This window comes from Plantactinospora endophytica (genome assembly GCF_016862915.1).
Classification (GTDB): domain Bacteria; phylum Actinomycetota; class Actinomycetes; order Mycobacteriales; family Micromonosporaceae; genus Plantactinospora; species Plantactinospora endophytica.
Window position 1 is genome coordinate 318,157 of record NZ_BONW01000001.1, and the last position, 24,866, is coordinate 343,022.

22 protein-coding genes are annotated in these 24,866 nt (G+C 73.5%); 10 read left to right on the forward strand and 12 right to left on the reverse strand.

The genetic code is table 11. The annotated features are described in order from the left end of the window. Positions 1-44 precede the first annotated feature (44 nt). Complete coding sequence (locus tag Pen02_RS01380) at positions 45-695, reverse strand: response regulator (protein ID WP_203864022.1); 651 nt, start codon at positions 693-695, stop codon at positions 45-47. Beyond that, positions 692-1,828: a sensor histidine kinase gene (locus Pen02_RS01385; RefSeq protein ID WP_203864023.1), complete on the reverse strand. Its 1,137-nt coding sequence runs from the start codon at positions 1,826-1,828 to the stop codon at positions 692-694. Before Pen02_RS01385 ends, Pen02_RS01380 begins: the two co-directional genes overlap by 4 nt. Positions 1,829-1,981: 153 nt before the next feature. On the opposite strand from Pen02_RS01385, the gene Pen02_RS01390 reads away from it, so the two are divergent. The 4 genes from Pen02_RS01390 (at position 1,982) to Pen02_RS01405 (ending at position 5,707) form a co-directional block, all read left to right on the forward strand. Continuing rightward, on the forward strand, positions 1,982-2,875 hold the full coding sequence (locus tag Pen02_RS01390; protein WP_203864024.1) for a hypothetical protein: 894 nt from the start codon (positions 1,982-1,984) through the stop codon (positions 2,873-2,875). A 194-nt stretch (positions 2,876-3,069) separates the two neighbouring features. Then, the gene (locus Pen02_RS01395; protein ID WP_203864311.1) at positions 3,070-4,083 is read left to right on the forward strand and encodes an ATP-binding cassette domain-containing protein; all 1,014 of its coding nucleotides are present in this window, start codon (positions 3,070-3,072) and stop codon (positions 4,081-4,083) included. After that, complete coding sequence (locus Pen02_RS01400) at positions 4,080-5,096, forward strand: ABC transporter permease subunit (protein ID WP_203864025.1); 1,017 nt, start codon at positions 4,080-4,082, stop codon at positions 5,094-5,096. The genes Pen02_RS01395 and Pen02_RS01400 overlap by 4 nt, the downstream gene beginning before the upstream one ends. A 149-nt stretch (positions 5,097-5,245) precedes the next feature. Continuing rightward, positions 5,246-5,707, forward strand: a complete 462-nt coding sequence (locus tag Pen02_RS01405) for a DUF3263 domain-containing protein (RefSeq protein WP_203864026.1) — start codon at positions 5,246-5,248, stop codon at positions 5,705-5,707. Between the two features lie 69 nt (positions 5,708-5,776). On the opposite strand, the gene Pen02_RS01410 is transcribed toward Pen02_RS01405, so the two are convergent. Beyond that, the gene (locus tag Pen02_RS01410) at positions 5,777-5,989 is read right to left on the reverse strand and encodes a hypothetical protein (RefSeq protein WP_107257510.1); all 213 of its coding nucleotides are present in this window, start codon (positions 5,987-5,989) and stop codon (positions 5,777-5,779) included. A gap of 454 nt (positions 5,990-6,443) precedes the next feature. Here Pen02_RS01410 and Pen02_RS01415 point away from each other — a divergent pair, with 454 nt between their 5' ends. The 3 genes from Pen02_RS01415 (at position 6,444) to Pen02_RS01425 (ending at position 8,715) form a co-directional block, all read left to right on the forward strand. Beyond that, entirely contained in the window at positions 6,444-7,280 is an 837-nt protein-coding gene (locus tag Pen02_RS01415; protein ID WP_239139869.1) for a hypothetical protein, read from the forward strand. An 83-nt stretch (positions 7,281-7,363) separates the two neighbouring features. Next, positions 7,364-7,960 (forward strand): DUF4291 domain-containing protein, encoded by a 597-nt coding sequence (locus Pen02_RS01420; RefSeq protein ID WP_203864027.1) that lies wholly within the window; start codon positions 7,364-7,366, stop codon positions 7,958-7,960. A 212-nt stretch (positions 7,961-8,172) separates the two neighbouring features. Beyond that, positions 8,173-8,715 (forward strand): GNAT family N-acetyltransferase, encoded by a 543-nt coding sequence (locus tag Pen02_RS01425; RefSeq protein ID WP_203864028.1) that lies wholly within the window; start codon positions 8,173-8,175, stop codon positions 8,713-8,715. 20 nt (positions 8,716-8,735) lie between these two features. Here Pen02_RS01425 and Pen02_RS01430 read toward each other — a convergent pair whose 3' ends face one another. From Pen02_RS01430 to Pen02_RS01465, 8 genes are all read right to left on the reverse strand, one after another. Further along, the gene (locus Pen02_RS01430; RefSeq protein WP_203864029.1) at positions 8,736-9,320 is read right to left on the reverse strand and encodes a TetR/AcrR family transcriptional regulator; all 585 of its coding nucleotides are present in this window, start codon (positions 9,318-9,320) and stop codon (positions 8,736-8,738) included. Between the two features lie 112 nt (positions 9,321-9,432). Further along, entirely contained in the window at positions 9,433-11,727 is a 2,295-nt protein-coding gene (locus Pen02_RS01435) for an AAA family ATPase (RefSeq protein WP_203864030.1), read from the reverse strand. 200 nt (positions 11,728-11,927) lie between these two features. Then, on the reverse strand, positions 11,928-12,341 hold the full coding sequence (locus Pen02_RS01440; RefSeq protein ID WP_203864031.1) for a hypothetical protein: 414 nt from the start codon (positions 12,339-12,341) through the stop codon (positions 11,928-11,930). A 52-nt stretch (positions 12,342-12,393) separates the two neighbouring features. Further along, the gene (locus Pen02_RS01445) at positions 12,394-13,179 is read right to left on the reverse strand and encodes a GTP-binding protein (protein WP_203864032.1); all 786 of its coding nucleotides are present in this window, start codon (positions 13,177-13,179) and stop codon (positions 12,394-12,396) included. Beyond that, positions 13,157-13,708, reverse strand: a complete 552-nt coding sequence (locus tag Pen02_RS01450; RefSeq protein ID WP_203864033.1) for a DUF742 domain-containing protein — start codon at positions 13,706-13,708, stop codon at positions 13,157-13,159. Before Pen02_RS01450 ends, Pen02_RS01445 begins: the two co-directional genes overlap by 23 nt. A 73-nt stretch (positions 13,709-13,781) precedes the next feature. Continuing rightward, a complete protein-coding gene (locus Pen02_RS01455; RefSeq protein ID WP_203864034.1) occupies positions 13,782-14,252 on the reverse strand; it encodes a roadblock/LC7 domain-containing protein in 471 nt (156 codons plus the stop codon). After that, positions 14,249-17,335, reverse strand: coding sequence for a sensor histidine kinase (locus Pen02_RS01460; RefSeq protein WP_203864035.1), 3,087 nt, complete (start codon positions 17,333-17,335; stop codon positions 14,249-14,251). The genes Pen02_RS01455 and Pen02_RS01460 overlap by 4 nt, the downstream gene beginning before the upstream one ends. Next, a complete protein-coding gene (locus Pen02_RS01465) occupies positions 17,325-18,617 on the reverse strand; it encodes a hypothetical protein (protein WP_203864036.1) in 1,293 nt (430 codons plus the stop codon). The genes Pen02_RS01460 and Pen02_RS01465 overlap by 11 nt, the downstream gene beginning before the upstream one ends. A gap of 375 nt (positions 18,618-18,992) precedes the next feature. Between Pen02_RS01465 and Pen02_RS01470 the strand changes: the two genes are divergently transcribed. From Pen02_RS01470 to Pen02_RS01480, 3 genes are all read left to right on the forward strand, one after another. After that, positions 18,993-21,938, forward strand: coding sequence for an alpha/beta fold hydrolase (locus Pen02_RS01470; protein ID WP_203864037.1), 2,946 nt, complete (start codon positions 18,993-18,995; stop codon positions 21,936-21,938). Continuing rightward, a complete protein-coding gene (locus tag Pen02_RS01475) occupies positions 21,938-22,822 on the forward strand; it encodes a DUF2705 family protein (protein WP_203864038.1) in 885 nt (294 codons plus the stop codon). Before Pen02_RS01470 ends, Pen02_RS01475 begins: the two co-directional genes overlap by 1 nt. A gap of 133 nt (positions 22,823-22,955) precedes the next feature. After that, on the forward strand, positions 22,956-24,227 hold the full coding sequence (locus Pen02_RS01480) for a sensor histidine kinase (RefSeq protein ID WP_203864039.1): 1,272 nt from the start codon (positions 22,956-22,958) through the stop codon (positions 24,225-24,227). Here the strand turns inward: Pen02_RS01480 and Pen02_RS01485 are convergent. Further along, the gene (locus tag Pen02_RS01485; protein WP_239139871.1) at positions 24,170-24,856 is read right to left on the reverse strand and encodes a response regulator; all 687 of its coding nucleotides are present in this window, start codon (positions 24,854-24,856) and stop codon (positions 24,170-24,172) included. The two genes, Pen02_RS01480 and Pen02_RS01485, sit on opposite strands and share 58 nt — an antisense overlap. Positions 24,857-24,866 lie beyond the last annotated feature (10 nt).

Below are 24,866 nucleotides of genomic sequence, written 5' to 3' on the forward strand. Positions count from 1 at the left end.
CAGCACCTTCTGAGCATCCGACGGACCGAACCGGCCGACCCGGCTCAGCGGACCAGACCGGCGCGGTGCGCCAGGATCGCCGCCTGCACCCGGTTGCTGAGCTGGAGCTTGGCGAGCAGCCGGCTGACATGGCTCTTCACGGTGGCCTCGCTGAGATAGAGTCGCCGGCCGATGTCACTGTTGGTCAGTCCCTCGCCGAGCGCGACCAGCACCTCCCGCTCCTTGTCGGTCAGCACGTCGAGCCGGCGGAGGGCATCGTGCCGGTGCGGGTCGGCCGGCTCGGCGAACCGGTGCAACAGCCTGCGGGTGACCTGCGGCGACAGCATGGCATCACCGGCGGCGGCGCTGCGTACCGCCGCAGCCATCTGGTCGGCGGTGGCGTCCTTGAGCAGGAAGCCGACCGCGCCGTGCCGGAGCGCCGTCGCCACGTACTCGTCGAGGTCGAAGGTGGTCAGCACGACCACCTTCGGCGGCACCACGAACCTGGCCAGCGCGGCGGTCGCGTCGAGCCCGTCGGCACGGGGCATCCGGATGTCCATCAGCACCACGTCGGGGCGCAGGTCGCGCGCCTGGCGCACCGCCTCGTCCCCGTCGCCGGCCTCGCCGACCACCTCGATGTCGTGGTAAGGGTCCATGATGGTCCGGAGCATCGCCCGGACCATCCACTCGTCGTCCACGACCAGCAGCCGGATCATGACCGAGCCTCCAGGTCCGGGTCCGCCAGCGGGAGCCGGGCCGAGACCTCGAACCCGCCGTCGGCCAGTCGACGGGTGCCCAGGGTGCCACCGACCAGCCGGACGCGCTCGGCGATGCCGAGCAGCCCGTGCCCGCCGCCCGGCGCCACGGCCGGTGCGCTGGTGCCGCCGTCGTCCCGGACCACCAACCAGAGTCCGTCGCCGTCCGAGCCGACCGCCACGGTGGTACGGGCGTCATAAGCGTGCTTGTGCACGTTGGTCAGCGTCTCTTGCACCACCCGGTAGACCGCGTGTTGCACCAGGGCCGGGGCGGAGAGTCCGGCCTGCACGGAGAGTTCGACGGTGTGCCCGAGCGCCCGGGACGCGGCCACCAGCTCGGCCAGGTCGTCGAGGCCGGGCTGTGGCCGAAGCGGCGCGTCGGCACCGTCCCGTAGCACGCCGACCAGGGTACGCAGCTCGGCCAGCGCCTCCCGGCCGATGCCCTGGATCCGGCCGGCGATGGCCACCGCGTCCCGCCCCCGCGTCGACTCCAGCGCGGTGGCGTGCAGCACCATCAGCGCGACCCGGTGCGTGACCACGTCGTGCATGTCCCGGGCGATCTGCGCCCGCTCCTCGGCCCGGGCCTGGTCGATCCGGAGCCGCTCCTCGCGCTCGTTACGCCGGGCGCGCTCCTCCAGGTTCGCCAGCACCTCCCGGCGGGACGACAGATAGAGCCCGACCAGTACCGGCAGGATGCAGAGCGCGATGCTGAGCGGTGCGCCCGCGTCGCCGCCGTTGGACCGCCAGATCGGCCAGGCCACCGCGGTCACCATGACGGCGGTGAGCGCGATCCGCAGCCGGGCCGAGCGCAGATGGGCGCCGACGGCGTACTGCGCCAGGATCGTCCCGGGGTACGCCCCGACGACGGCCCAGCAGAGCAGCGCGGAGCCGTACAGCAGCAGTGGCCGATCGCGCCGGACCAGTACGGCGAGCCCGGTGAGCACCCCGAGGACGGCGTTGACGGCCAGCGGGGCGCGACGACCGACGAGCGGGGAGCCCTCGAACAGTCCGGACTGGAACCCGTCCCACACGCCGGCCAGCACGCAGACCGCGACGAGCGGCAGGTCCACGGCGAGGCGCTGGCGGGGACCCATGCCGGAGAAGTCTATGCAGGTCGGCGACGTGTCGCCTCGGCCGTTGGACTCATCCGAAAGTAGTGCCGGGCGCCGACACCGGGCGACCATCGGGCGGCGGGTCGAGTCAGCTCGGCCGATGGCGCCCGGATCGGCCGAACCTAGCGTCGGGGCATGTCTATCGATCTCCGACCCGAACTCGCCGGGCCGGCCCCCCGTCGGTCCCGGCCCGCCCTCGTCACGGCACTGCACTGGGTCTTCGTCGGTTTCGCCGCGCTGGCCGTCGGGATGCTGCTCGATGGCTCCGACGCCGCCGTACTCCGCACAGCGGCACTGGTCGGCTACCCGGTGGCGGTGCTGCTGTCGGTGGTCGCCGCGCTGCGCGGGCCGGAGCGCGGTCGCCGGATCAGCATCGTGCTGCACCTGGTCATGGCGCTGGCGCAGTTCGTCTTCAGCATCCCGGCCACGGTCGCGCTGCTCGGTATCCCGCTGTCGCTGACCATCCTGGCGCTGAGTCGGCCGAGGTTTCCCCGAATGTCGCCCCGGATCCGGAAGATCTGGCTGATCCTGCACGTCGGCTTCAGCGTCGGCTGGCTCGGGGTGGCGCTCACCATGACCGTACTGGCGATTGTCGGCAGCGCCGCCGAGTCGCACGCGCTCCGGCGCGGCGCGTACGAGGTGTTGCACGTCGTCGACCTGGCGGCGGCGATCCCGTCGATGTTCCTCGCCATCATCACCGGCCTGGTGCTCTCGCTCGGTACGAAGTGGGGACTGGTCCGGCACTGGTGGGTGCTGGTCAAGTTCGCCATCTCGGTGAGCATCCCGCTGCTCGCCGGGACCGTGGAGAGTGCGCTCGCCGACGAGTTGGCGCTGCGTACGGTCGATCCGACCGCCGAGCCGGGTGCCACCGGCATCGCCCTGACGGCATGCCTGGCCGGGTTCACCGTCGCGCTCTGGGGCGCCACCATCCTGTCCGTGGCGAAGCCGTGGCCGCGTACCCGATGGGGCGCTCGGCCGACGCCCGGGAGCGGGCGGCCCGCCGGCCCTCGGTCGCTCCGGCGCGGCTGACGAGGCTACCGACGAACCAGCGACGACCAGCACCACAGCGAAGCCCCCTGCCCAACGCAGAGGGCTTCGCGCTGTGTTGGGCAGAGGGCTTCGCAACCGAAGTAGCGTGTATAGCGTGGTAGCGTGCAAAGCGATGGTACGGTGTCGGTCGTTACCGGACGTAAGCGATGCCGGACGTGACCAGAGAGGCCGAGATGGCTGCCGTACTGGAGATCGAGGGTCTGCGCAAGACCTACCGGAGTAGACGCCGGGGGACCAGACAGGCGTTGGACGGGTTCGACATGCGGGTCGAGGCCGGACAGGTGCACGGGTTCCTCGGACCCAACGGCTCGGGCAAGACGACCACGCTGCGTACGCTGCTCGGGCTGATCCGGCCGAACGGCGGCCGGATGGCGATCCTCGGCCAGGAGGTGCCGGCGGCGCTGCCCTCGGTCGCCGGCCAGGTCGGCGCGATCGTGGAGTCCCCGCAGTTCTTCCCGCACTTCTCCGCCCGGGACACCCTCTCGCTGCTGGCCGGCGCCGGTGGTGTGCCGCAGACCCGGGTGATGGAGGTCTTGGAGCTGGTCGGGCTGCGGGAGCGCGCCAAGGACCGGGTCAAGACCTACTCGCTGGGCATGAAGCAGCGGCTCGCCGTCGCCTCCGCCCTGCTGAAGAACCCGAAGCTGCTGATCCTGGACGAGCCGGCCAACGGTCTCGACCCGGGCGGCATCCGGGAGATGCGCAGCCTGATGCGCGACCTCGCCGCCTCCGGCATGACGGTGGTGGTCTCCAGCCACATCCTCGGCGAGGTGCAGCTCATCTGCGACTCGGTCACCATCATCTCGCTGGGCCGCCGGGTCGCCGCCGGGCCGGTCGCCGAGGTACTGGCCGAGCACTCCGGCAACGGGCTGCGGGTACGCCTGGAGGCGGTCACCGACCTGCCGCACGCCGCCGACCTGCTCACCCGGGCCGGCGCGCGGGTCACCCCGCACGACGACCACCTGCTGGTGTACGACGTGGACAAGCCGGCCACCGTCACCCGTACCCTGGCCGCCGCCAACCTCTACGTCAGCGAACTGGCCACTCTCACCGTCGACCTGGAGAGCGTCTTCCTCGAACTGACCGCCACCGCCCCGGTACCCGGTCAGCACCGCCAGGTGGACCAGTCCGTGGTGGTCGACGGCTCCTCCGGCGACCCGACGACGTCGAACGGGGGGTGGGGGGTGTGAACCTCTACACCACTGAACTGCGCCGGCTCGGCAAGCGGCGGTTCGTCCGCTACCTGACCCTGGCCGGGCTGCTCGTGCTGGTCGCCGTCGCGGTCGGCATGTTCCTCACCAACCAGAAGATCGGGCCGGCCCAGGTCGCCGAGGCGGAACGCGTCGCGGAGCGGGACTACCAGCAGAACGTCGCGATGACGCAGCAGTTCCGGGCGGAGTGCGAGCGGGCGAAGGTGGCCGGCGACGCCCCACGGGACCGCTTCCCCGAGGACTGTTCGAGCATCACGCCGCCGCCCCGGGACGCGTTCCAGGCCGAATGGCACCTGCCGGCCACCTTCGAGTTCCGTGAGGAGTTCGCCGAAACGCTGATCACCGTGACCGCCGTACTCGCGCTCGTCGCGTTCGTCGGCGGTGCGTCGTTCGTCGGTGCCGAGTGGAGTACCGGCGGCATGATGAACCTGCTGCTCTGGCGACCGCAGCGGATCCGGGTACTGCTCACCAAGCTGGGCGCGCTGCTCTCCGCGCTGTTCGGCGTGACGGTGCTGGCCGGCGTGCTCTGGACGGCGGCGTTCTGGGCGACCGGCAGCCTCCGGGGCAGCACCGCGGGGATGACCGCCGGGGCCTGGCAGTCGTTCGGGCTGACCGGACTGCGCGGGCTCGCCCTGGTACTGCTGGCCGGTGCGCTCGGCTTCGGCCTGGCCTCGCTCGGCCGGCACACCGCACTGGCGCTGGGCGGGGTGCTCGGGGTGATGGTGGTCGGACAGTTCGGTCTGGGCGTCGTACTCGCGATGGCGCAGGTCAGGTTCATCGAGAGCTGGCTGCTGCCGACGTACCTGCTGGCCTGGATGAACAAGAAGGTGACGTTGCAGGACTGGGCCGCCTGCCAGGCGTCGTACACCGGGGAGTGCGAGCCGCTGACCAGGGACATCACCTGGCAGAGTTCGTCGGTCCTGTTCGCCGTCTCGTTGGTGGTGGTGCTCGGCGGGGCGATCTGGTCGATGCGGCGGCGGGACATCACCTGACGGTCCCGGTCGCCCCGTCGGGCTGACGGGGGTCGGGGGCGGCGGCCGGGGGGCGCCGCCCCCGGCGGTCGGTGCGGTCTTGGCCGGGCGTCGGTAGGCTGGTGAACTGTTCGCAGGTCGTGCCGTGTCTGACCCCCGGAGGAGCGCCGATGAGGAACCCCTCTGCTCCGGCCGACGACGAATCCATCCCGGCCGGCGGGAGGTCCGTCCCGGCCGACGGAAGAGCCATTCCGGCTGCCGGCGACGAGGTGGGCGGTCCCGCCGGACGGGCCGGGGCGGCACACGTTCCGCAGCCGCGTTCCGCCCCCGGAGCGGAGTCGGACGACGTACCCGAGATCGACGACGTACCGGATATCCCCGCCCCGGCGCGACCGGCCGACCCGGCGCTCTCCGAACGGGAGCGGGAGATCCTGGCCTTCGAACGGCGCTGGTGGAAACATGCCGGCGCCAAGGAGCAGGCGATCCGGGACGCGTTCGACCTCTCCGCGACCCGCTATTACCAGCTCCTCAACGGGCTGCTCGACAATCCGGCCGCGATCGAGGCCGAGCCGGTACTGGTCGCCCGGCTCCGCCGGCTGCGTGCCGCCCGCAGTCGCAACCGCCGCCGCTGACCCGTCCGGGTCGCCGACGCGGCGCCACTCGGGCCACCGGCGACCGGCTACCGTCCGCTCCGGCGTCGGCTACTTCTCGTAGGTGCGCAGCCCGTTGCCGAGTGCGATGAAGGTCGGCGCCCACTCGCCGATGAAGATCCCCCAGCGGTCGGCCCGGTCGATACCGGCGGACTCCATCTGCTTCGACAGGCACCAGCTCAGGAACGACAGCCCGATACTGGCCGCGCCCGCCATGTACATGTGCTCGGCCCGCAGGCCCATCCGGTGCAGGTGCTCCAACATCTGCGATCCCCCCTCGCGGTCAGGCCCCTGCGGATGACGCTACCGTGCGTAATCCCCGCTGGTCGGCGGGTTACCCGGATGTGTGTCGAGCGCCCGGGTTCCGGTTCGACCGGATCGCTCGCCGGACCATGCTGCGGTCCCGCCCCGCCCTGTGCCGGCGGGGATCGCCGTCGGGTCCGGGCCCGTCGGTACCGTTGCCGCCATGACCGCTCCGGCGCGACCGGTGGCGGAGGCGTTCGGGCCGCCCCGCCCGACCGGCCGCCGAGCGAGCGATCGGATATCGGTGACCCGTCGATTCCTGCCGGGCCGGGTGGCGATTCGCGGTAGACAGGACGCAGGTCCATCCCGTGGACAGGACGCAGACCCACCCCGCGGACAGGACGCAGATCCATCCGTCGCAGCGCCGGGAGCCGCCGATGACACCGCCAGGCCGGGACCAGCCGGGATTCCGCCGATGATGCGGGTGCGCTCGGCCTCGGTGCCGGCGCCGGGGCGGCTGGAGAACGAGGACCACGTCTTCCGGTACGGGGAACTGGTCGGCGTACTCGACGGGGCGACGGTGCCGGAGGGTTTCGACACCGGCTGCGTACACGGACCGGCCTGGTACGTCCGGCGGCTCGCGGCACGGCTCGGCCTGGCCGCCGCCGACCGGCCCGCCGCCGCGCTGACCGGCAACCTCGCCGCCGCCATCCTCGCGGTACGTGCCGACCACGACGGTGCCTGCGACCTGGATCATCCCGGCACCCCGTCGGCCACCGTCTGCCTGCTCCGGCACGGCGGGGACTCCGTCGACTACCTGGTGCTCTGCGACAGCCCACTGGTACTCGACCTCGGCGAGCGGATCCAGGTGATCTCCGACGAGCGGCTCGGCACGGCAATGGCCGACCTGCGGCAGAAGGCGCACACCGTGGCCCGGATCGGTGGCGAGGCGGACCCGGCAACCCGGTTCCGCCGGTCGGTGTCGTTGCAGCGGGAGCAGATGAACCAGACCCACGGGTACTGGGTCGCCGCCGCCAATCCCGACGCGGCGTACCACGCGGTCGCCGGCACCCTGCCGCTGCGCGGGCCGGACCGGGTACGCCGGGCCGCGCTGCTGACCGACGGCGCCTCGGTCGCGGTCGAACAGTTCGGCCTCTTCGACTGGCGGGGCCTGCTCGACCTGCTCACCGAGGCCGGGCCGGGCGAGCTGATCCGCCGGGTACGGCTGGTGGAGGCCGGCGACGGCCATCAGCGCGGCGGCTTCAAACGGTACGACGACGCGACCGCCGTGCTCTGCGAGTTCGACGACTGAGCACCGGTCGGCCCGGGTGGGGGCGCGGGGGCCGGGTGGGAAACGGGTGGCGGTGGTCGTCGGGTACGGCGACGATCGGCGTCGTGACGATCCCGCAGCGGCAGGTCCGGGCCGGCTTCACCGACGAGACGATCACGGTCTACCAGGCGTACTCGCCGGTGATCGCCGAGCCCGCGTTGGCTGCCGGCCGATTCGTCGCCCCGTTCAAGCGGGAGCGGATGACCTGGATCAAGCCGTCCTTCCGGTGGATGATGTACCGCTGCGGCTGGGCGGGGAAGCCCGGTCAGGAGCGGGTACTCGCGGTCGAGATCACTCGGGACGGCTTCGAGTGGGCGCTCGGCCGGGCCTGCCTGAGCCACTACGACCGGGACCGCTATCCGAGCCGGTCGGACTGGGCAGCGCGGCTGAAGACCAGCCCGGTACGCGTGCAGTGGGATCCGGAGCGCTCGCTTGAGCTGGCGCCGCTGCCGTACCGGTCCCTCCAGGTCGGGCTGAGCGGCCCGGCCGTCGAGCGGTACGTCGACGAGTGGACCGTCGAGATTCGTGACGTCACGGCGGTCGCGCAGGCGATCCGGACACACCTGCGGGCCGGGGAGCGGGACGCGGCGAGTGCGCTGCTCCCCGCCGAGCGGCCGTACCCGCTCCCGGAGCAGGTGGCGGTGGCCATCAGGGCGTCCTGAGCCGGCGGTGTCGGTGATCGCCAGCCTGCTGCGGTTCGGCGCGGCGCCTACCCTGCCCGTCCGGGGTGCGTTCCGGGTCCGCCGGCCGGTGCCGGAGCCGGCACGACCAGCCAGTCGGTGAGGGGGTCACCGGTCGGGTCGGGGTGGCCCGAACGGCGCGGACCTGACAAACCGGTGGACGCGGCGGCGCCCCGGCGAGAAGCATCGGAGCCGTGACTCGTGAGGTACGGCTGACGCCGGTAGACGAGCAGAATCTCGAACCGCTGCTGTCGGTGGCGGTCGCCGAGGCGGAGCCGGACGAGGTGATGCCCCCGGTCGAGGCGCCGGCCGGCTGGTCACAGGCCCGCCGCGACGCCTTCCGGGAGTTCCACCGGGCGAACTTCGGCGGCCTGGACGGGCCGACCGGCAACCTGATGTACGCGATCGTCCAGGACGGCGACGTGGTCGGCATGGTCCGGCTGGGCCGGCGGCGTGCCGAGCCGGGCACCCTGGAGACCGGGATGTGGCTCGGCAAGTCCACCCGGGGCCAGGGCATCGGACTGATCGCGCTGCGGCTGCTGCTCGCCGAGGCGGTCCAGGCCGGCGCCCGGCGGGTGGTGGCCGAGACCCGGGCGGACAACCTGCCCGCGCTGAACCTGCTGCGCCGCTGCGGCGCGGTGCTCGGCGACGACACCGGCGACGGCCACGGCGACGGTACGGCGATCCGGGCCGAGATCCGGCTCGGGGTCAGCGAGGACGTGGCCGGCGCCTGGTGAGGCCGGCACGGCGACGCGGATCAGTCGACCGCGCCCGGGCGCAGGCCGGCGAAGACGATCTCCAGGGTGCGCTCCCGCAGCCCGGCGTCCCAGTTGCCGTGCAGGGCACCCTGGCACAGGCCGGCGAGCAGCGCCATCACCTCCGGCAGGCGTACCCGCCGGTCAACGAGGCCGGCGTCCTGTGCCTGACGCAGCAGCCCGTGTACCGCCTCTCCGAGGACGTCCAGTACCGCCGGGAGCTGGATCTCGACACCGGTCCGGGCCAGCAGGTCGGCGACCGGCTTCTTCGTCGCGGCCTGCTCGACGGTCCGGCCGAAGAACGTACCCAGCCCGGTGCCGGTCGGGTTGTCGCGGGACAGGATCGCCGCCTCCTCGACCAGTTGGGCGAGCAGGTTCTTCATGATCGCGGCGAGCAGGTCGTCCTTGGTGGAAAAGTGTCGGAAGACCGTACCGATGGCGACCCCGGCCCGGGCCGCCACCTCCTCCGTCGACGCCGCCGCCCCGTACTCGGCGAACACCTCTTCGGCGGCGGCCAGGATCCGGGCCCGGTTGCGCTGCGCGTCGGCGCGCAGCGGCCGGCCGGCGTCGGCGGACCGGGACGTCATCCGAGGTCACCCTCCTCCGAGAACGAGTACCGGCCCGAGCGGCCCGACCCTGCCGTGCGGGACCGGCCCGAGCCTGCCGCACGGGATCGGGGCCGAACTGACGGCATTGGTGTCACCGCTGTGCGGCGTAGGCGGCCAGCCAGGCGACCTGGGTCGGGTCCAGGGACGGCCGGACCCGGTCCCGGGCGCTGGCCACATGTCCGGCGTGCACCGTACTGGCCTCCAGCGACTCCCGCATCGCCGCCAGCGCCGCCTCCCGGACCAGCGCCGCACAGTCGGCTGCGGAGAAGCCGTCCAGCTCCTCGGCCAGGGACGCCAACTCCACCTCCTCGGCCAGCGGCACCGACCGGGCCGCCGCCTTCAGGATCTCGGCCCGGGCGGCGGCGTCCGGCGGCGGTACGTAGACCAGCCGTTCCAGCCGGCCCGGCCGGAGCAGCGCCGGGTCCACCAGGTCCGGCCGGTTCGTCGCGCCGATCACCACCACGTTGCGCAGCGGCTCCACCCCGTCCAGTTCGGTGAGCAGCGCCGCGACCACCCGGTCGGTGGTGCCGCCGTCGGTGGCCTGGCCGCGTACCGGGGCGAGCGCGTCGACCTCGTCCAGGAAGACCAGGGTCGGGGCAGCCTCCCGGGCCCGGCGGAACAGCTCCCGGACCGCCCGCTCGCTCTCGCCCACCCACTTCGAGAGCAGTTCCGCGCCCTTCACCGACAGCACGTTCGCCCGACCGGTACCGGCCAGCGCGCTGACCAGGAACGTCTTGCCACAGCCCGGCGGCCCGTAGAGCAGTACGCCGCGCGGTGGCTGCACGCCGAGCCGGGCGAAGGTGTCCGGATAGTTCAGCGGCCACAGCACCGACTCGGTCAACACCTCCTTGACCTCGGCCATGTCCCCGACGTCGTCCAGGGTCACGTCGGCCAGCTCCAGCATCGAGGACTCGGCCATCGACGTCGGCCGGACCACCTCCAGCGCCGCCGAGAAGTCCGCCATCGCCACCGTCGGGGCGGTCGCCTCCTTCTGCCGCAGCGCGGCGCGTACCCCGGCCTCCCGGGCCAGCGCGGCCAGGTCAGCGGCGACGAATCCGGGGGTACGGGCGGCCACCTCGTCCAGCCGGACGTCCTCGGCCAGCGGCATCCCCCGGGTCAGCACCGTCAACTGCTCCCGCCGCAGCGCGGCGTCCGGCAACGGGATCGCGATCTCCAGCGAGAGCAGGTCGGGGGCGCGCAGTGCCGGGTCCACCGACTCGGGGCGGCTGGTCGTGCAGACCACGGCCGCTCCGGCACGTACCGTCTCGGCGAGCAGTTGGCGGAAGACCGTACCCACCGGGTTGGGTGTGTCGCGCGGGGCCAGCGCCTCGACGTCGGAGACCAGCAGCACTGCGGGCGGTGTCTCCCGGACCGAGGCGGCGGCCTCGCGCAGCCGGCGGGCGGCGGCGTCGTTGGTAAGCGCGGCGACCTCGGGCGCCCAGATCGCGGCGAACCGGGCACCCACCGCGCCGGCCACCGCCCGGACCAGCGCCGACTTGCCCGAGCCTGCGGGACCGGTCAGCAGTACGCCGAGCGAGACCGTGGTGCCCAGCCGGCCCAGCACCTCGCGGTGGTGGAAGCCGAGGTCCAGCAGTTCGGTCAGCTCCTCGGCCTGGGCCCGCAGTCCGGGCAGCTCGTCCAGGCCGGGCGCCGGATCCGGCACCGGCCCGGTCGCCGCCCCCGGGGACGGGCCGGCGGTCACCGCCCGCACCTCGGCCGCCGTGGTGCCGTGCGTGGCGTGGCCGTCCTGCCAGCCGACCACGCTGTCCATGGTGACCAGCACCGAACCGGTCCCGCCGTCCGTGTCGGCCAGCCCGGTCGGACCGGTCGATCCGGTCAGCCCACCCGGACCGGTCGGTCCGGTCGCGGACTCCGCCGAGGTGACCGTCAGCAGGGTGCTGGTCCAGGCGTAGCCGACGGTGTTCGCCAGACTGCGCCGGGCCGCCTCCACCAGGGTCCGCACCGCCGCGTCGGGGAGTACGTCCTGGGGCAGCAGGGAGACGTCGTCACCGGCGGTCACCATCTTGCCCAGCAGTGCGAGGCGGAGCATCTCCGGCGAGACGACGGCGACGATCTCCGGCGGCCCGGTCAACACCACCCGACGGGCGGCCACCACCGGGGTCGGCGCGACGGTGACCTGACTGCCGTCCCGTACGCCGAGGTTGCCGAGGACCAGGTCGTCGGCGTAGAGCAGGGCGCGGCTGGCGGACGGCTCCGCCCGGGCCACGATCCCGGCGGTGCTCCGGCGCCCGGTGAGGCGTACCGGGGCGCCGGGGTGCAGGCCCAGCGCGGTGAGCACCTCCGGATGCAGCCGGACGATGCCCCGGCGGGCGTCCAGCGCGGCCGGCCGCAGGCTGGCGGTGAGCGTGAGATCCCGACCCGTCACCGGCCGAGAGTACCGACCGGGAGCCAGCCGCCGGGACACGACGACGCCCCGTGACCGGCAGTCCGGTTCCGGTCACGGACCTCCGTCGCCCGTCGACGGCGTCGGTCGACCGGTCACCGCCGCCGAAACAGCGTCAACACGCCGGCTCAGCCGCGCCCGTCGGGGCCGACAGCGGAGGCGGACGCCACCACCGCGCTGGGTCAGGGATGGTCGTCGGGGCCGAGCAGGGACGGGTCCCGCCGGATCAGGTCGGCGAGCCGGGCGGCGGCGTCCGGTGCCGGTGGGTCCTCCGGAGCCGCCCAGCTCGGCACCGTCCGGACCGACATCGGCCAGGAGTGCGGCGGCTGCCCGGCGCTCGGCAGCGCCGGCTCGGCCGCCGGTCGTACGGTCACCTCGCCGTCCGTCCAGGCCACGTGCATCGCCGAGATCTTCGGCCCGTCGGCGACCCACATCGTGACCGCCACGTTCGGATGCTGCGCGACGACTCGTAGTACCGCCTCGGTCACCTCGTCGACCGGTGATCCGGCCCGGGCCGCCGCCTCCTGGGCCCGCCGCCGTTGCAGCGCCTCCCGGCGCTCCATCCGTGCCAGTGCGTCGTCCAGTTCGCCCCTCATCGTGTCACCTTCCCCGGCCCGCCACCGACCCGTGGCGGCGGACCGTCGCGGGCTAAGTGTCCCGCTCCCGGATCGCTCGATCCAGGGCCCGATCCAGCACGATCAGTAGGGCGTCGCGTACCGAAAGTCGATCTCGGGCGTCGAACTGGACCAACGGGACGTGTTCCCCGATCGCCAGTGCCCAGCGGATCGCCGTCAGGTCGTGCGCGATCTGGCCGTCGAACGCGTTGACCGCGACGACGAAGGGTAGCCGGGCCCGTTCGAAGTAGTCGATGGCGGGATAGCAGTCGTCGAGCCGGGACGAGTCCACCACCACCAGCGCCCCGAGCGCGCCCCGGGCCAGGTCGTCCCACATGAACCCGAACCGGGACTGTCCCGGCGTGCCGAAGAGGTACAGCTTCAGGCTGCGGTCGATGGTCACGCACCCGAAGTCCATCGCCACCGTGGTGGTGGTCTTCTCGGACCGGATTCCCGGGTCGTCGACGCCGATTCCGGCGGTGGTCATCTCCGCCTCGGTGGTCAGCGGCGCGATCTCCGAGATGGCGCCGACCGTGGTGGTCTTGCCGACCCCGAAGCCCCCGGCGATGAGGATCTTCACCGGGATCGGCGGCGCGGTGCCCCGCCGCTGCTCGGGCCGGCTCGCCCCGGCCGGGTCGCCTCCGGCGTCCCGGGCGTGCCGGGGCGGGACATGGCGGGCGGGCGGGGCGTACCCGGCCGGCAGCGCACGCCCGGCCGCGAGGCCGTGTCCCGCCGGGCTGCCGTACCGGCCGGGTGCGCTGTTCGCCAGTGGGCCGGCCGGCGGCGAGGCGGGCCAGTCAGGAGATCGCACGAAGTCCATCGATCACTCGCATAATGAGGTCGGGGTCGTGGGCATCCTCGACGGCACAGACGTGTACGTCGAGGTGGCCGGCGGCCCGCAGGTCACCGACCAGGATCTTGGTGACGCCGAGATGCATCCGCAGCCGCGCGGAGATCTCCGCCACGGACATCGGCTCGACGCACAGCGCGACGATTTCCTGGAGTTCCGAGGAGAGCCGGTCGACCGGCGGGCTGGTCCAGGACATGCCGTCGATCCTGGCCGTCACCTGGGTCTCCAACCCGATCGCCGGATCGGCCCCGGCGACCCGTCCGGAGGTCAGCACGAACGGGCGCAGCCCGGTCGGCACCGGCGCCACCGTCGGCAGCTCCCCGGTGTCGGCCTCCGGCTCGGCCTCCTCCTCCGCCAGCGCGGCCTGGAGGTAGGGGCGGATCCGGACCGTCGACAGTATCTCCGGCGCGGTCTCCGGCTCCGGTTCCGGCGACTCGCTCCGTTCCCCGCCGGCAGGCCGACGGCCGGGCTCGCCGATGCCCTCGCTCCGCTCGGTCATGCCGGCCCCTCACCCCGCCCCGGGTCGTCGCGCGGCGTACGGCGTGGCTGGCCGTCCACCGCAGCACCCGTGGTCACGACTGGACGGAGTTCTTCAGTTCGACGATCAGCCGAGGGGTGAGCGCGCCTCCGGCCCGACCGGCGAACAGGGTCATCTCGTAGGCGACGGTGCCGAGGTTGGCCGACCGGTCGGCGACCACCCCGAGGACCGAACCGCTGCTGATCGCGCTGACCAGCAGGTAGCCGTCGGTCATGTCCACCACCACCCGGTTGAGCGCGCCCAGCGTGTACCAGTTGGCGGCTCCGCTGGCCAGGCTCGTCATCCCGGAGACCACCGCGGCGAGTCGCTCCGCGTTGGACCGGTCCTTGATCGACGACATGGCCATCAGCAGCCCGTCGGAGGAGACCGCGATCGCCTCCTTTACGCCGGCCGTGCCGGACGTGAACGAGTCCAGCAGCCAGTTGAAGGTGCGCGCCTCCTGGCTCAACTCGCCGGTGCTCGCTGCCTGCTGGTCCTGCTCGGTACGGATGAAGGGAGTGCTCATCGTGGGGTTCCCTCTTCGTGGCGATGATCGGTGCGGACTTCGCTCAGCGCGCGGGCGACGCCGGACTCGAACTGCATCATCAGCTCGCGGACCTTGTCGGGGTCGTCCGGTGGGGCGGAGACGGACGGCGCCTGGCCGAGCGGGGTGGTCGGCAGCGGGACGCTGAGGTTGGCCCCGGGGACCCGCCGGTTGAGTCGAGGCGGAGCGCCCGCCGAGGCGGTGGGCGTACCCGCTGCCGGCCCGGCGCCGTTGGGCCGGGTCGCCGATCCTGCCGGCCCGAGGTTGCCGGCTTCGGCACGCGGGCCGGTCCGCTCCGGCGGGGTGGCTGCCGGTGAGCTGACTGCGGGCGGGGTGACTGCTGCCGGCGGGCGCGGGTCGGACTGCGCCGGACCGGGGTGCACCGGTCGGGGCGCTGCCTGGTGTGGATGACCGGGTGCGGTGCCGGTCGGCTCCGGTCGGGGCTCCGGGCCGTCCGGCCGGGGCTGCTGCTCGCGCTGCGCCCGGCGTACCCCGGCCTCGAACTCCTCGATCAGGGCCCGGACGACCGACGGGTCGGCCGGGGTCGGCTCGGGTCGGGTCGGGGCGGGGGTGTTCGGAAGTTGGGCGCCCGGGACCCGCTGGCGCAGCCCGGTGCCGGGGCCGGACGGTGCGGGTCCCGGGCTGCTGTCGGCGGGGGGCGGCATGACCGACCCGCCGGAGGTCGCCGGGCCGGCCGCCGTCGCCGGGACGCCGGGCCGGTCGCCCAGCGGACCAGGGCCGGCCGGCTGGGCGACCGGCTGCGCACCGGTGCCGCCGGTACCTGGGTCGGCGCTGGCGGCCGGGCGGGCCAGGAAGGCGTTCCAGGGCTGGCCGTCGGTGAGCGACCGGGTGGCCCGGCGGATCAGTTCCTCGTCGAAGACCGGTCCGGCCGGTACCGCCACCGGCATCAGTTCGGGCAGCCCGAACGTCGGTGCCGGCGTGGCGGTGGCGGTGGCGGGGGCCGGCGCCGGAGTCGCGGGTACCGGGGGCACGGGTACCGGCGTCGGTTCCGGGGTCGTGGGCACCGGTGCCGGCGCGACGGCGGGTGCCGTCCCGACCGCCGGGGCGACTGCCGGCGGAAACGCCGGTGCCGGTGCGACGGTCGCGGGTACCGGCCGGGCGGGCGGTGGGCCCGCCGTCGGGACGGTGATCGGGCGGACCGGCAGCGGTGCCGAGGCGGCTGCCCGGGGTGTCGGCACCTCGGGTTCCGGACGCCGGGTGACCAGCAAGCGGTCGTCGATCTCCACCCCGACGGTGACCCCGCCGCCGGGCGTGGTCGCCGAGAGGGTGACCCGCCAGCCGTGCCGGCGGGCCAGCCGGCCCACCACGAAGAGCCCGAGCACCTCGGTCGGGACGAGGTCGAGCCGCTCGCGCCGGGTCAGCCGGGCGTTCTCCTCGGCCAGCCGCTCCGGAGTCATCCCGATGCCGTGGTCGACCAGGTTGAGGCGTACCCCACCGGGGATCACCTCGGCGAGCACGCTGACCCGGGTGTGCGGCGGGGAGAAGGCGGTGGCGTTCTCCATCAGCTCGGCGAGGGTCAGCACCAGGTCGCCGATGACCCCCGGCGCCACCCCGACGTCGAGCCGGACCTGCACGTCGACCCGGGTGAAGTCCTCGATCTCGCCGAGCGCCAGCCGGACCACGTCACCGAGCGGCAGCGGTGCGACGTGCCCGTCGCCGCCGGCACCGCCGGAGAGCACCACCAGGCTGCTGGCGTTGCGGCGCAGTCGGCTGGAGACGTGGTCGAGCCGGTACAGGTGTTGGAGCCGGCCCGGGTCGGTCTCCCGGTGCTCCAGCCGGTCGATCAGGGCGATCTGCCGGCCGACCAGGTTCTGGGTACGCCGGCCGACGTGCCCGAACATCTGCGCCACGTTGCGCCGGCTGGCGGACTGCCGCTCCACCAGCCGGGCGGCGGTGCCCTGCACCCGTTCGAAGGCCCGGGCCAGGTCGCCGATCTCGTCGCGGCCGTCCACGTCGACCGGGTCGAGCCGGATCGGGTGGTACGACTCCGACTCGTCGTCGACGATCCGGGTCAGTTCCTCCTCGGCGGCCCGGGCCATCCGGTCGGCGGAGACGGTCAGCCGGGTCAGCGGCCGGGCGACCGTACGCGCCACGGCCAGGCTGAGCAGCATCATCAGCGCGATGATCAGCAGCACCAGCAGCCCGACGACGTACGCCTCGACGATGGCCCGCTGCCGCTGGTCGGTTACCTCGGCGACCACGTCGGTGACGATCTTCTTCTCGATGAACTGGCCGAGCGTGATCAGCGAGGAGGCGGCCGGGAAGGTCCCCTCCAGGCCCAGCGCGGCGATCGCCTCGGCCGGGTCGACGACGCCGCCGGCCGAGAACTCCGGGCTGGTCCGGGCCGCCGTGGCCCGCTCGATCAGGTTGTACAGGTCGTTCTGGGCCGGGGTGGCGAAGCTGCGGAACCGCTCCAGGTGTGCGTCCAGCCGGGACATCACGCTGACGTACGCGGTGCCGACGGCGGTGCTCCGGGTGCCGGCGAGCAGCACGATCAGGGTGGCCGCCGTGCTGATCCCCTCGTCGGTGCGGAGCACCGCGTCCAGGGCGATCATCTGGCGCCCCTCGGGCCTGGTCGCGTCCGCGCCCCAGCCCAGCCGGAGCGAGTCGATCAGTGCGGCGTGCACCTGTCCGTAGGCGGCCAGCACCTGGTCGGGGTTGGCCCGTCGGGCCAGTACGCCGGCCCGCACCTCGGCGAGCCGCCGTACGCCGTCGACGGCGTCCTCGATCCGCGTGGTCAGCTCGACATCGTGCTCGGTACGCAGGTCGGCGATCCGGTCACCGACCTGCGCGGTCTGCTGCACCAACTCGGTGCGCTCGACCAGGTTCAGCAGGTAGCCGATGGAGAGCAGCCGTTCCCGCTGGAGATCCTGCACGAGGGTGCCGACCCGACCGGCCCGGCGTACCGTCTCGGCGGTGTCGGCCGCCTTCCGGGCCGACCCGATCCGGTCCACCAGCACCGGCACGGCGAGGCCGATGGTGCTGAGCAGCGGAAGGATGACGAGCAGGGCCAGCCGGCCACGGATCCGGAGCCTATCGAGCATCGGGACGTCCCCACGGCGCCTGGCTGTCCGGGCCTGTCGACTGGCCGGCCGGTACCGGGTCCTGCCAGTCCGCCAGCGGGGACCGCCGGCCCGGGTCGCCGCCCTGGTCCGGACGGAGCGGCCGGCGCTCGGGCAGCGGCCCCAGGCCGCCGGCCGGCAGCGGCGACTCGGCCAGCGGCGGCGGCCCGGTCGGCGGTGACCCGGGCTCGGTGCCGGCGGCGGGGCGGAGTCCGGCGTCGGCCGCGTCGTCGGCCTCGGCCCGCGCGGCGGCACCACGTGCGGCGGTCCGGGCGGCCAGCAGCGGCAACGCGGCGACGGCGAGGACCAGCAGTACGGTCAGCGCCAGCGCGCCGACGGCGATCCGCCGGTCGCCGGTCAGCCCGTCGGCCCGGTCCCGGAGCAGCATGTCGAGTTCGGCCAGGATGATCGTGCCAAGGCCGGAGCCGGCGAGTTGCGCGGCGGACCGGGCGGCACCCACCTGGATCGGGTCCGCCGCCGCCGGGTCCCGGGTGAGCCGGGCCAGATCCTCGACCGCGCGCTGGTAGCCGTCGAGCCGGCTGAGCAGGTTGCCGCCGAGGCTTCGGCTGCTGGTGTTCTCCACCGCCGCACGCAGGTTGTCGACCAGGTCGTCCGCCGGCTCGAGCACGGCGGCCCGAGCCAGCGCCAGGTCGGCGGCGGTACGCAGCCGGTCGGCCGAGCGGGCGCTCGCCAGCACCGTACGGTCGGCGAGGCGGCCGGCCGCGACCAGCGCCTCCGGCAGCTCCTCGGCCACCGCGTCCTGGAGGTGGAACGAGTCCGACTCCGGGTCGCGGATCAGTCCGGACGTCTCCCGCACCTTGGCGTACAGCGCCAGCAGCAGGTCGGTGGTCTCGGTGTAGGTGGACCAGGACTCCTGGCGGTTGGCCGGCGGGCGGTCGGGCAGCGCCTCGATCTTGGCGTGCAGCCCCGCCCAGCGTTCGCTGGTACGCAGTTCGGCGCCGTACCGGACGTCGATCGCGCTGGTCTGCTCGACCGCGGTACGCAGTGCGGCGGCGGCTGCCGACCGACCGGCCACGGCACCGGACTGCGCGTCCACCAGGGCCAGCGTGAGCTGTCCGAGCGAGCGCAGGTACTCGACCCCGTGCCGTTCGCGCTCGGCGACCGCCAACTGGTCGTCGTTGCTCCGCCAGGTCGAGCTGAACAGCACGCCGGCCGGGACCAGCAGGGCGACCGCGAGCAGCACTCGCAGCGCGGTGCCGTTCCGGTTCGGCGCGCGCCGGGACCGTTGCGCGGGAAGTGTCATCGTCCATCTCCATCGGCACGGGGGGTCGATCAGCGTGGCGGGCGTGGGGAGGCCGCCGGTCCCGTCCACCGGACCGGAAAACTAGTAGACGTCAGACCCGTACGATCCGGGCCGAGCAGTCAGTTATGCGTCACTTGGGTACAGGTAACACCGGGTGAGCAAAAAAGTGACTCCTTGTACATAGTTGCCAAGGCGCATGTATCGATTAGAAGCCTGGTGTCCCAAAATATCGGAATTCACAGGATCCGAAGTTGCCGCGCCGGATACCGGGTCGGCCTACTCGGACGACGATTCCCAGGCACCGAACGGGCCACCCGGACGGACGTACGGCGGATCTCAGCCAATGCTCAGGTCCCGCGCCGTACGGTGTGGTCCATGCCTTCCCGACTGCTGGCGCGGCTGCGCCGTGCCCGGCCGACCCGGCGCCGCGTGGTCGCCGGATCCACCGTGGTGGTGTTGCTGGCCGCTCTGGTCGGCTGGGCCGTGTGGCCGGAGAGCCCGCCCTACTCCACAACGGACTCGATGATCACCGTCCGGTCCGGACCGGACGGCGCCCAGCCGGTCGAGTTGGACACCCGGTTCTACCTGCCGGACGGGGCGAGCGCGACCCGCCCGGTTCCGGCGGTGCTGCTGGCACACGGCTTCGGCGGCACGAAGCGGTCGGTCGAGGACGACGCCGAGGACCTGGCCGGGCTGGGCTACGCGGTGCTGACGTACACCGCGCGGGGGTTCGGGCGCAGCGGCGGGGAGATCCACCTGGACCACCCCGACTACGAGGTACGGGACGCCGCCCGACTGCTCGACTGGCTCGCCGAGCGGCCCGACATCCGCAAGGACGCGGCCGGCGACCCCCGGGTCGGAGTCGTCGGCGGCTCGTACGGCGGCGGCTTGGCGCTGCTGCTCGCCGCCCAGGACCAGCGGGTGGACGCCATCGTGCCGATGATCACCTGGAACGACCTGGCCCGCTCCTTCCTGCCGGAGTCCACCGGCCGGGAGCCGGCCGACGGCGTGTTCAAGAAGGGCTGGGCCGGAATCTTCTTCGGCAGCGGTAGCGGCACCGGCGGCCTCGGCGGACTGGGCGGGCTCGGCGCACCCGGCGCCGCCCCGGGCGGCGACTCCGGCAACGACGGGAACGAGGACTCCGGTGGCGACGGCGGGCCGGGCGCCGGCCAGGACCCGGTGCTCGGCGCGGTGCCGGGCGCCGCTCCGGGCGGTACCCCGGCCGATCCCGCCTGCGGGCGGTTCGCCGCCGACGTCTGCGCGGCGTACCTGCGGATCGCCACCACCGGCCGGGGCGACCCGGCGGCGGTCGAACTGCTCCGCCGGTCCAGCCCGGCCGGTGTCCTCGACCGGATCAAGGCGCCCACCCTGCTGATCCAGGGCGCCGCCGACACCCTCTTCCCGCTCGCCGAGGCGGACGCCAACGCCCGGGGCATCGCGGCCGGCGGCACCCCCGTCCGGGTCGCCTGGTTCACCGGCGGACACGACGGCGGCGAGGGCCCGCAGACCGACCAGGACCGGCTGCGCTTCCTGATGGCACAGTGGCTGGAGCACTACGTCAAGGGCTCCGGCGAGACGCCGTCGGGCAGTTTCACCTGGTCGCGGATTGCCGGCTTCGACGCGCTGGACCGGGGTCTGGTCGCCACCGGCTTCTCCGTCACCGACTACCCGGGCGTCGGTGGCACGGCCGCCGAGTCGATCCCGGTCGCCGGCCCGGCGCAGCGGATCGCGAACCCACCGGCCGGCAATCCGGCGGCGATCTCCGCGCTGCCGTTCGGCGGCGGCTTCTCGTCCCTGCTCGACGGCGTCGCCGGGGACCTGCCAGGCCAGCACGCCCGGTTCGAGTCGGCCCCGCTGGACCGGGCCGTCGACGTGGTCGGCTCGCCGACGGTCACCCTCCGGGCCGCGTCGCCGACCGGCGAGGCGGTGCTCTTCGTCAAGCTCTACGACGTCGACCCGAACGGCCCGGCCGCGCTCTCCAACGGCCTGGTCGCGCCGATCCGGCTGACCGGGCTGCCCGCCGACGTCGCCACCGCGACGCCGGTCAGGGTCACCCTGCCGGCGATCGTGCGCCGGATCGAGGCCGGACACCGGCTGCGGATCGTCGTCGCCACCTCCGACCAGGGGTACGCCACCCCGGTCGAGCCGGCCACCTACACCGTCGCACTGGCCGGGCCGGCCACCGAAGCCGTACCCGGAATGCCGGCCGGCGCCGCGCTGACCGGCGCCGAGGTGTCGCTGCCGACAGTGGTCGGCGAGCCGATCGCCACCCCGGCGGTGGCCTGGCGGTGGGCGCTGGTCGGGCTGGTCGCGGCGATCGTGCTCGGACTCGTCGTGGTGGTGGCCGTGCTCCGCCGCCGGCACCGCCGGCACGACACGTCGGTGCATCCCGAGTACGCCGACACCCCGCTCGTCGTCCGCGACCTGCGCAAGGAGTACGCCGACGGCTTCGTCGCCGTCTCCCGGATCGACTTCGAGGTGCACCGGGGACAGGTGGTCGGACTGCTCGGGCCGAACGGCGCCGGCAAGACCACCACGCTACGGGTACTGATGGGGCTGACCCAGCCGACCACCGGCGAGATCCACGTCTTCGGCCACCGGCTGGTCCCCGGCTCACCGGTGCTGTCCCGGATCGGTGCCCTGGTGGAGGGGCCCGGCTTCCTGCCGCACCTGAGCGGCCTGGAGAACCTGCGGGCGTACTGGCGGGCGACCGGGCGGCCGTGGGCGGACGCGCACTTCGAGGAGGCGCTGGAGATCGCCGGCCTCGGTGACTCCATCCACCGGAAGACCAAGAAGTACAGCCACGGCATGCGGCAGCGGCTGGCCATCGCCCAGGCGATGTTGGGGCTGCCGGAGTTGCTGGTGCTGGACGAGCCGACGGACGGGCTCGATCCGCCGCAGATCGCCGAGATGCGCCGGGTGCTGCGCCGGTATGCCACCGACGGCCGGGCGGTGCTGGTCTCCAGCCACCTGCTCGCCGAGGTGGAACAGACCTGTACGCACGCTGTCGTCGTACACAAGGGGCAGATCGTGGCGGCCGGCAGGGTGGAGGAGATCGTCGGCGAGTCGCCGAGTACCCAGTTCGACGTCTCCGACGTCGACGCCGCCCGTGCCGTACTGGACCGGCTGGCCGGGGTACGGGTGCTGCCGGAGACCAACGGCGCGCTGGTGGTCGACACCAACGGCACCGCCCGGAGCGAGGTGGTCGCCGAACTGGTCCGGGCCGGCGTCGGAGTGGACCGGGTCATGCCGCGCCGCCGCCTGGAGGACGCCTTCCTCGCCCTGGTCGGCGAGAACTCTCGGGGAAGCGGGGACCGCTGATGACCGCCACGGAGACCAGGGCACCGGACGCGGCCGGCGGCGCCGCCGGGTACCGGCCCCGGGCCACGCTCGCGCTCGCCGCCGAGTGGCGCCGGCAGGCGTCCCGCCGACGTACCCAGTTCGCGCTCGGCTTCATGGTGCTGCTGCCGCTGATCATCCTGGTCGCGTTTGAGTTCGAGGGCTCCGGCGACGACGACAACGGCGGGGGCGAGTTCGGCAGCCTGATCGAGCTGGCCACCACCGGCGGGCTCAACTTCGCGCTCTTCGCGCTGCTGGTCTCGTCATCGTTCCTGCTGGTCGTGGTGGTGGCACTCTTCTGCGGCGACACGGTGGCCAGCGAGGCGAGCTGGGGCAGCCTGCGCTACCTGCTGGCCGTACCGGTGCCCCGGGCGAGGCTGCTCGCGGTCAAGCTGGTGGTCGCGCTCGGGTACTCGCTGCTCGCCCTGCTGCTGCTCGCCGGCACCGCCCTGCTCGCCGGCACCCTGCGGTACGGCTGGTCGCCGCTGTCCAGCACCGTCGCCGCGCAGATCCCGGCCGGCGAGGGACTGCTCCGGTTGCTCGGCATCCTCGGCTACCTGGCGGTCGTACTCCTGGTCGTGGCCGGTCTGGCGTTCCTGCTGTCGGTGACCACGGACGCGGCGCTGGGCGCGGTCGGCGGCGCGGTGCTGCTCTGGATCCTCTCCAGCATCCTCGACCAGATCACCGCGCTCGGCGTGCTCCGGGACTTCCTGCCGACCCACTACAGCAGCGCCTGGCTCGGCCTGCTCTCCACTCCGGTGCAGACCGACGACATCGTCAAGGGCGCCATCTCGGCGATCTGCTACGCCACCGTCTTCTGGTCGCTCGCCTTCTGGCGCTTCACCCGCAAGGACGTGGTGTCGTAGCCCCGCCACCCGCGCCGGCCCGGCATCGACCTGGACACCAGGGGTAGTCCGGGCGGGGCACTTGTGCCATATAGTCGGCGGCGGGTCGGGGTCGCGGGTGGCGGCCCGGTGACTCTGCGACAGGGGTGGGCCGGTGTTGGACCTTGCCACCCGGGTCGGGCGACCGCCCCGGCGGATCAACCGGTTCCTCGCCGAGGCGCGACTGGGCTGGGTGGACGCCCGGCTGATGGTCGCGATGCCCGGCCGGGAACGGGCGCTGCGGCTCGTCGCGGTGGTGCTCTTCTGCCAGCGGGCGAGCTACATCGTGCCGGCGCTGCTCGGGATGACCAGCAGCGCCGACCGCTACCACAGTCCCGCGCTGAACGTCGCGCTGCTGGTCGGCGCGGTCGGCTGGAACGTCGTACTCGGTGCGCTGGTGTGGCGGCGCGGCTGGTTCAGCTACGGCAACGTGGTGGTCGACGTGGCGATCACCTGCGGGCTGCTGGTCGTGGTCAACATGAACATCCGGTCCGGCTTCGAGTTGTCGGCGGCGAACTGGGCCGGCAAGTTCGCCCTCGGCTCGGCGGCGCTGGTCGGCGCGGTGTTGAGCCTGCGGGGGCTGCTGGTCGGGCTCGGACTGCTGGTACTGACCGCGGTGGCCGCCGCCTCGGTGCAGATCGGCGGGCTGCCGCCCTGGGAGTCGGGTTTCGTCAACCACGTCAACTCCAGCCTGTGGTTCGCGCTGGTGCTGTACTTCATCCGCCGGTTCCTCTGTGCCCAGGCCAGCGCGGTCGACGAGGCGACCCAGCGCCGGCTCGCCGCCGAGACGGCGACGGCCGCCGGAGCCGCCCGGTACGCCGAACGGCTGCACCACTACCGGCGGCTGCACGACACCGCGCTGGCCACGCTGACCGCGATCGCCCGGGGCGGGCTGGACCATCGCGGTGAGGACGTCCGGCGCCGCTGCGGCCGGGAGGCCGACTACATCCGGAGTCTGGTCACCGAGGACCGGGCCGAGGCGGACACCACGCTCGCCACCAGCCTGGCCGAGGTGGTGGCCGATGCGACCGGGCTGGGCCTGCGGGTGCACCTGCGCTCCGGCAACGTGCCGGTCCAGTTGCCCCGGCACGTCGTACGGGCGGTCTGCGACGCCGCGCGGGAGGCGCTGAACAACGTGGCCCGGCACGCCGGTACCGGCGAGGCGTGGGTGACCGTCGACTGGTACGACGACGTGCTCGGGGTGCGGATCGTCGACCGGGGGAAGGGGTTCGACGCCGACGGTGTCAGTGGAGGTTTCGGGTTACGTCGGTCGATCGAGGAGCGGATGACCGAGGTCGGCGGCGAGCTGCAACTCTTCTCCGAGCCCGGTCACGGCACCAGTGTCGAGCTGCTCTGGCCGGCGTCGTCGCCGGAGGCGGACGGGTAGCGGTGCAGGCCGTCCTCGCGTACCCGGTCGGCGAGGTCGAGTTTCGTGTACGTCGGCCGGCCCGCGTCGCAGTACTTCGCCTTGACCCGGTCCAGGTACTGTCGCGCCGTCGTCGGCTGGATGCCGACCTTGCGGGCCACCGCCGTCAACGTCATGCCGGAGGCGTACGCGACCAGCACCGCGCGTTCCCGGGGTGCCAGTTTGGGCCGGTCCGGCCGGTCGTCGCAGGACCAGGCGAAGGCCAGCTCGGGGGAGTGCGCCAGTTCGCCCCGGGCGACGGTACGGATCGCGTCGGCGAGGCTCGGCAGGTCGTGGTCCTTGGTCAGATAGCCGGACGCGCCGGCCCGGATCACGTCCACGCCGTGCACCACGTGCGGCACCACGCTGACCACCAGCACCGGCCGGCCGGTCTCGACGAGTCGGCGGACGTTGTCCACCGGCGCGGACCCGTCCGCCAGCAGCAGGTCGAGTACGACCACGTCGGCCCGGCCCGGTTCGGTGTCGAGGAGCTGGTCGACGGTGGCGGCGGTGCAGAGCAGCCGGAGGTCGGGAATGGAGCCGAGCCAGGCGGCCATGCCGTCCAGCAGCATCCGGTCGTCGTCGACCACGGAGACCGAGATCGCGGACACGAGAGACGGC

What these genes read in the sequence shown, in the direction of transcription:
- Pen02_RS01380 (WP_203864022.1), bottom strand. Translation starts at nt 695, where the DNA reads ATGATCCGGCTGCTGGTCGTGGACGACGAGTGGATGGTCCGGGCGATG.
- Pen02_RS01385 (WP_203864023.1), bottom strand. Translation starts at nt 1,828, where the DNA reads ATGGGTCCCCGCCAGCGCCTCGCCGTGGACCTGCCGCTCGTCGCGGTC.
- Pen02_RS01390 (WP_203864024.1), top strand. Translation starts at nt 1,982, where the DNA reads ATGTCTATCGATCTCCGACCCGAACTCGCCGGGCCGGCCCCCCGTCGG.
- Pen02_RS01395 (WP_203864311.1), top strand. Translation starts at nt 3,070, where the DNA reads ATGGCTGCCGTACTGGAGATCGAGGGTCTGCGCAAGACCTACCGGAGT.
- Pen02_RS01405 (WP_203864026.1), top strand. Translation starts at nt 5,246, where the DNA reads ATGAGGAACCCCTCTGCTCCGGCCGACGACGAATCCATCCCGGCCGGC.
- Pen02_RS01410 (WP_107257510.1), bottom strand. Translation starts at nt 5,989, where the DNA reads ATGTTGGAGCACCTGCACCGGATGGGCCTGCGGGCCGAGCACATGTAC.
- Pen02_RS01415 (WP_239139869.1), top strand. Translation starts at nt 6,444, where the DNA reads ATGATGCGGGTGCGCTCGGCCTCGGTGCCGGCGCCGGGGCGGCTGGAG.
- Pen02_RS01430 (WP_203864029.1), bottom strand. Translation starts at nt 9,320, where the DNA reads ATGACGTCCCGGTCCGCCGACGCCGGCCGGCCGCTGCGCGCCGACGCG.
- Pen02_RS01440 (WP_203864031.1), bottom strand. Translation starts at nt 12,341, where the DNA reads ATGAGGGGCGAACTGGACGACGCACTGGCACGGATGGAGCGCCGGGAG.
- Pen02_RS01445 (WP_203864032.1), bottom strand. Translation starts at nt 13,179, where the DNA reads ATGGACTTCGTGCGATCTCCTGACTGGCCCGCCTCGCCGCCGGCCGGC.
- Pen02_RS01450 (WP_203864033.1), bottom strand. Translation starts at nt 13,708, where the DNA reads ATGACCGAGCGGAGCGAGGGCATCGGCGAGCCCGGCCGTCGGCCTGCC.
- Pen02_RS01455 (WP_203864034.1), bottom strand. Translation starts at nt 14,252, where the DNA reads ATGAGCACTCCCTTCATCCGTACCGAGCAGGACCAGCAGGCAGCGAGC.
- Pen02_RS01460 (WP_203864035.1), bottom strand. Translation starts at nt 17,335, where the DNA reads ATGCTCGATAGGCTCCGGATCCGTGGCCGGCTGGCCCTGCTCGTCATC.
- Pen02_RS01465 (WP_203864036.1), bottom strand. Translation starts at nt 18,617, where the DNA reads ATGACACTTCCCGCGCAACGGTCCCGGCGCGCGCCGAACCGGAACGGC.
- Pen02_RS01470 (WP_203864037.1), top strand. Translation starts at nt 18,993, where the DNA reads ATGCCTTCCCGACTGCTGGCGCGGCTGCGCCGTGCCCGGCCGACCCGG.
- Pen02_RS01475 (WP_203864038.1), top strand. Translation starts at nt 21,938, where the DNA reads ATGACCGCCACGGAGACCAGGGCACCGGACGCGGCCGGCGGCGCCGCC.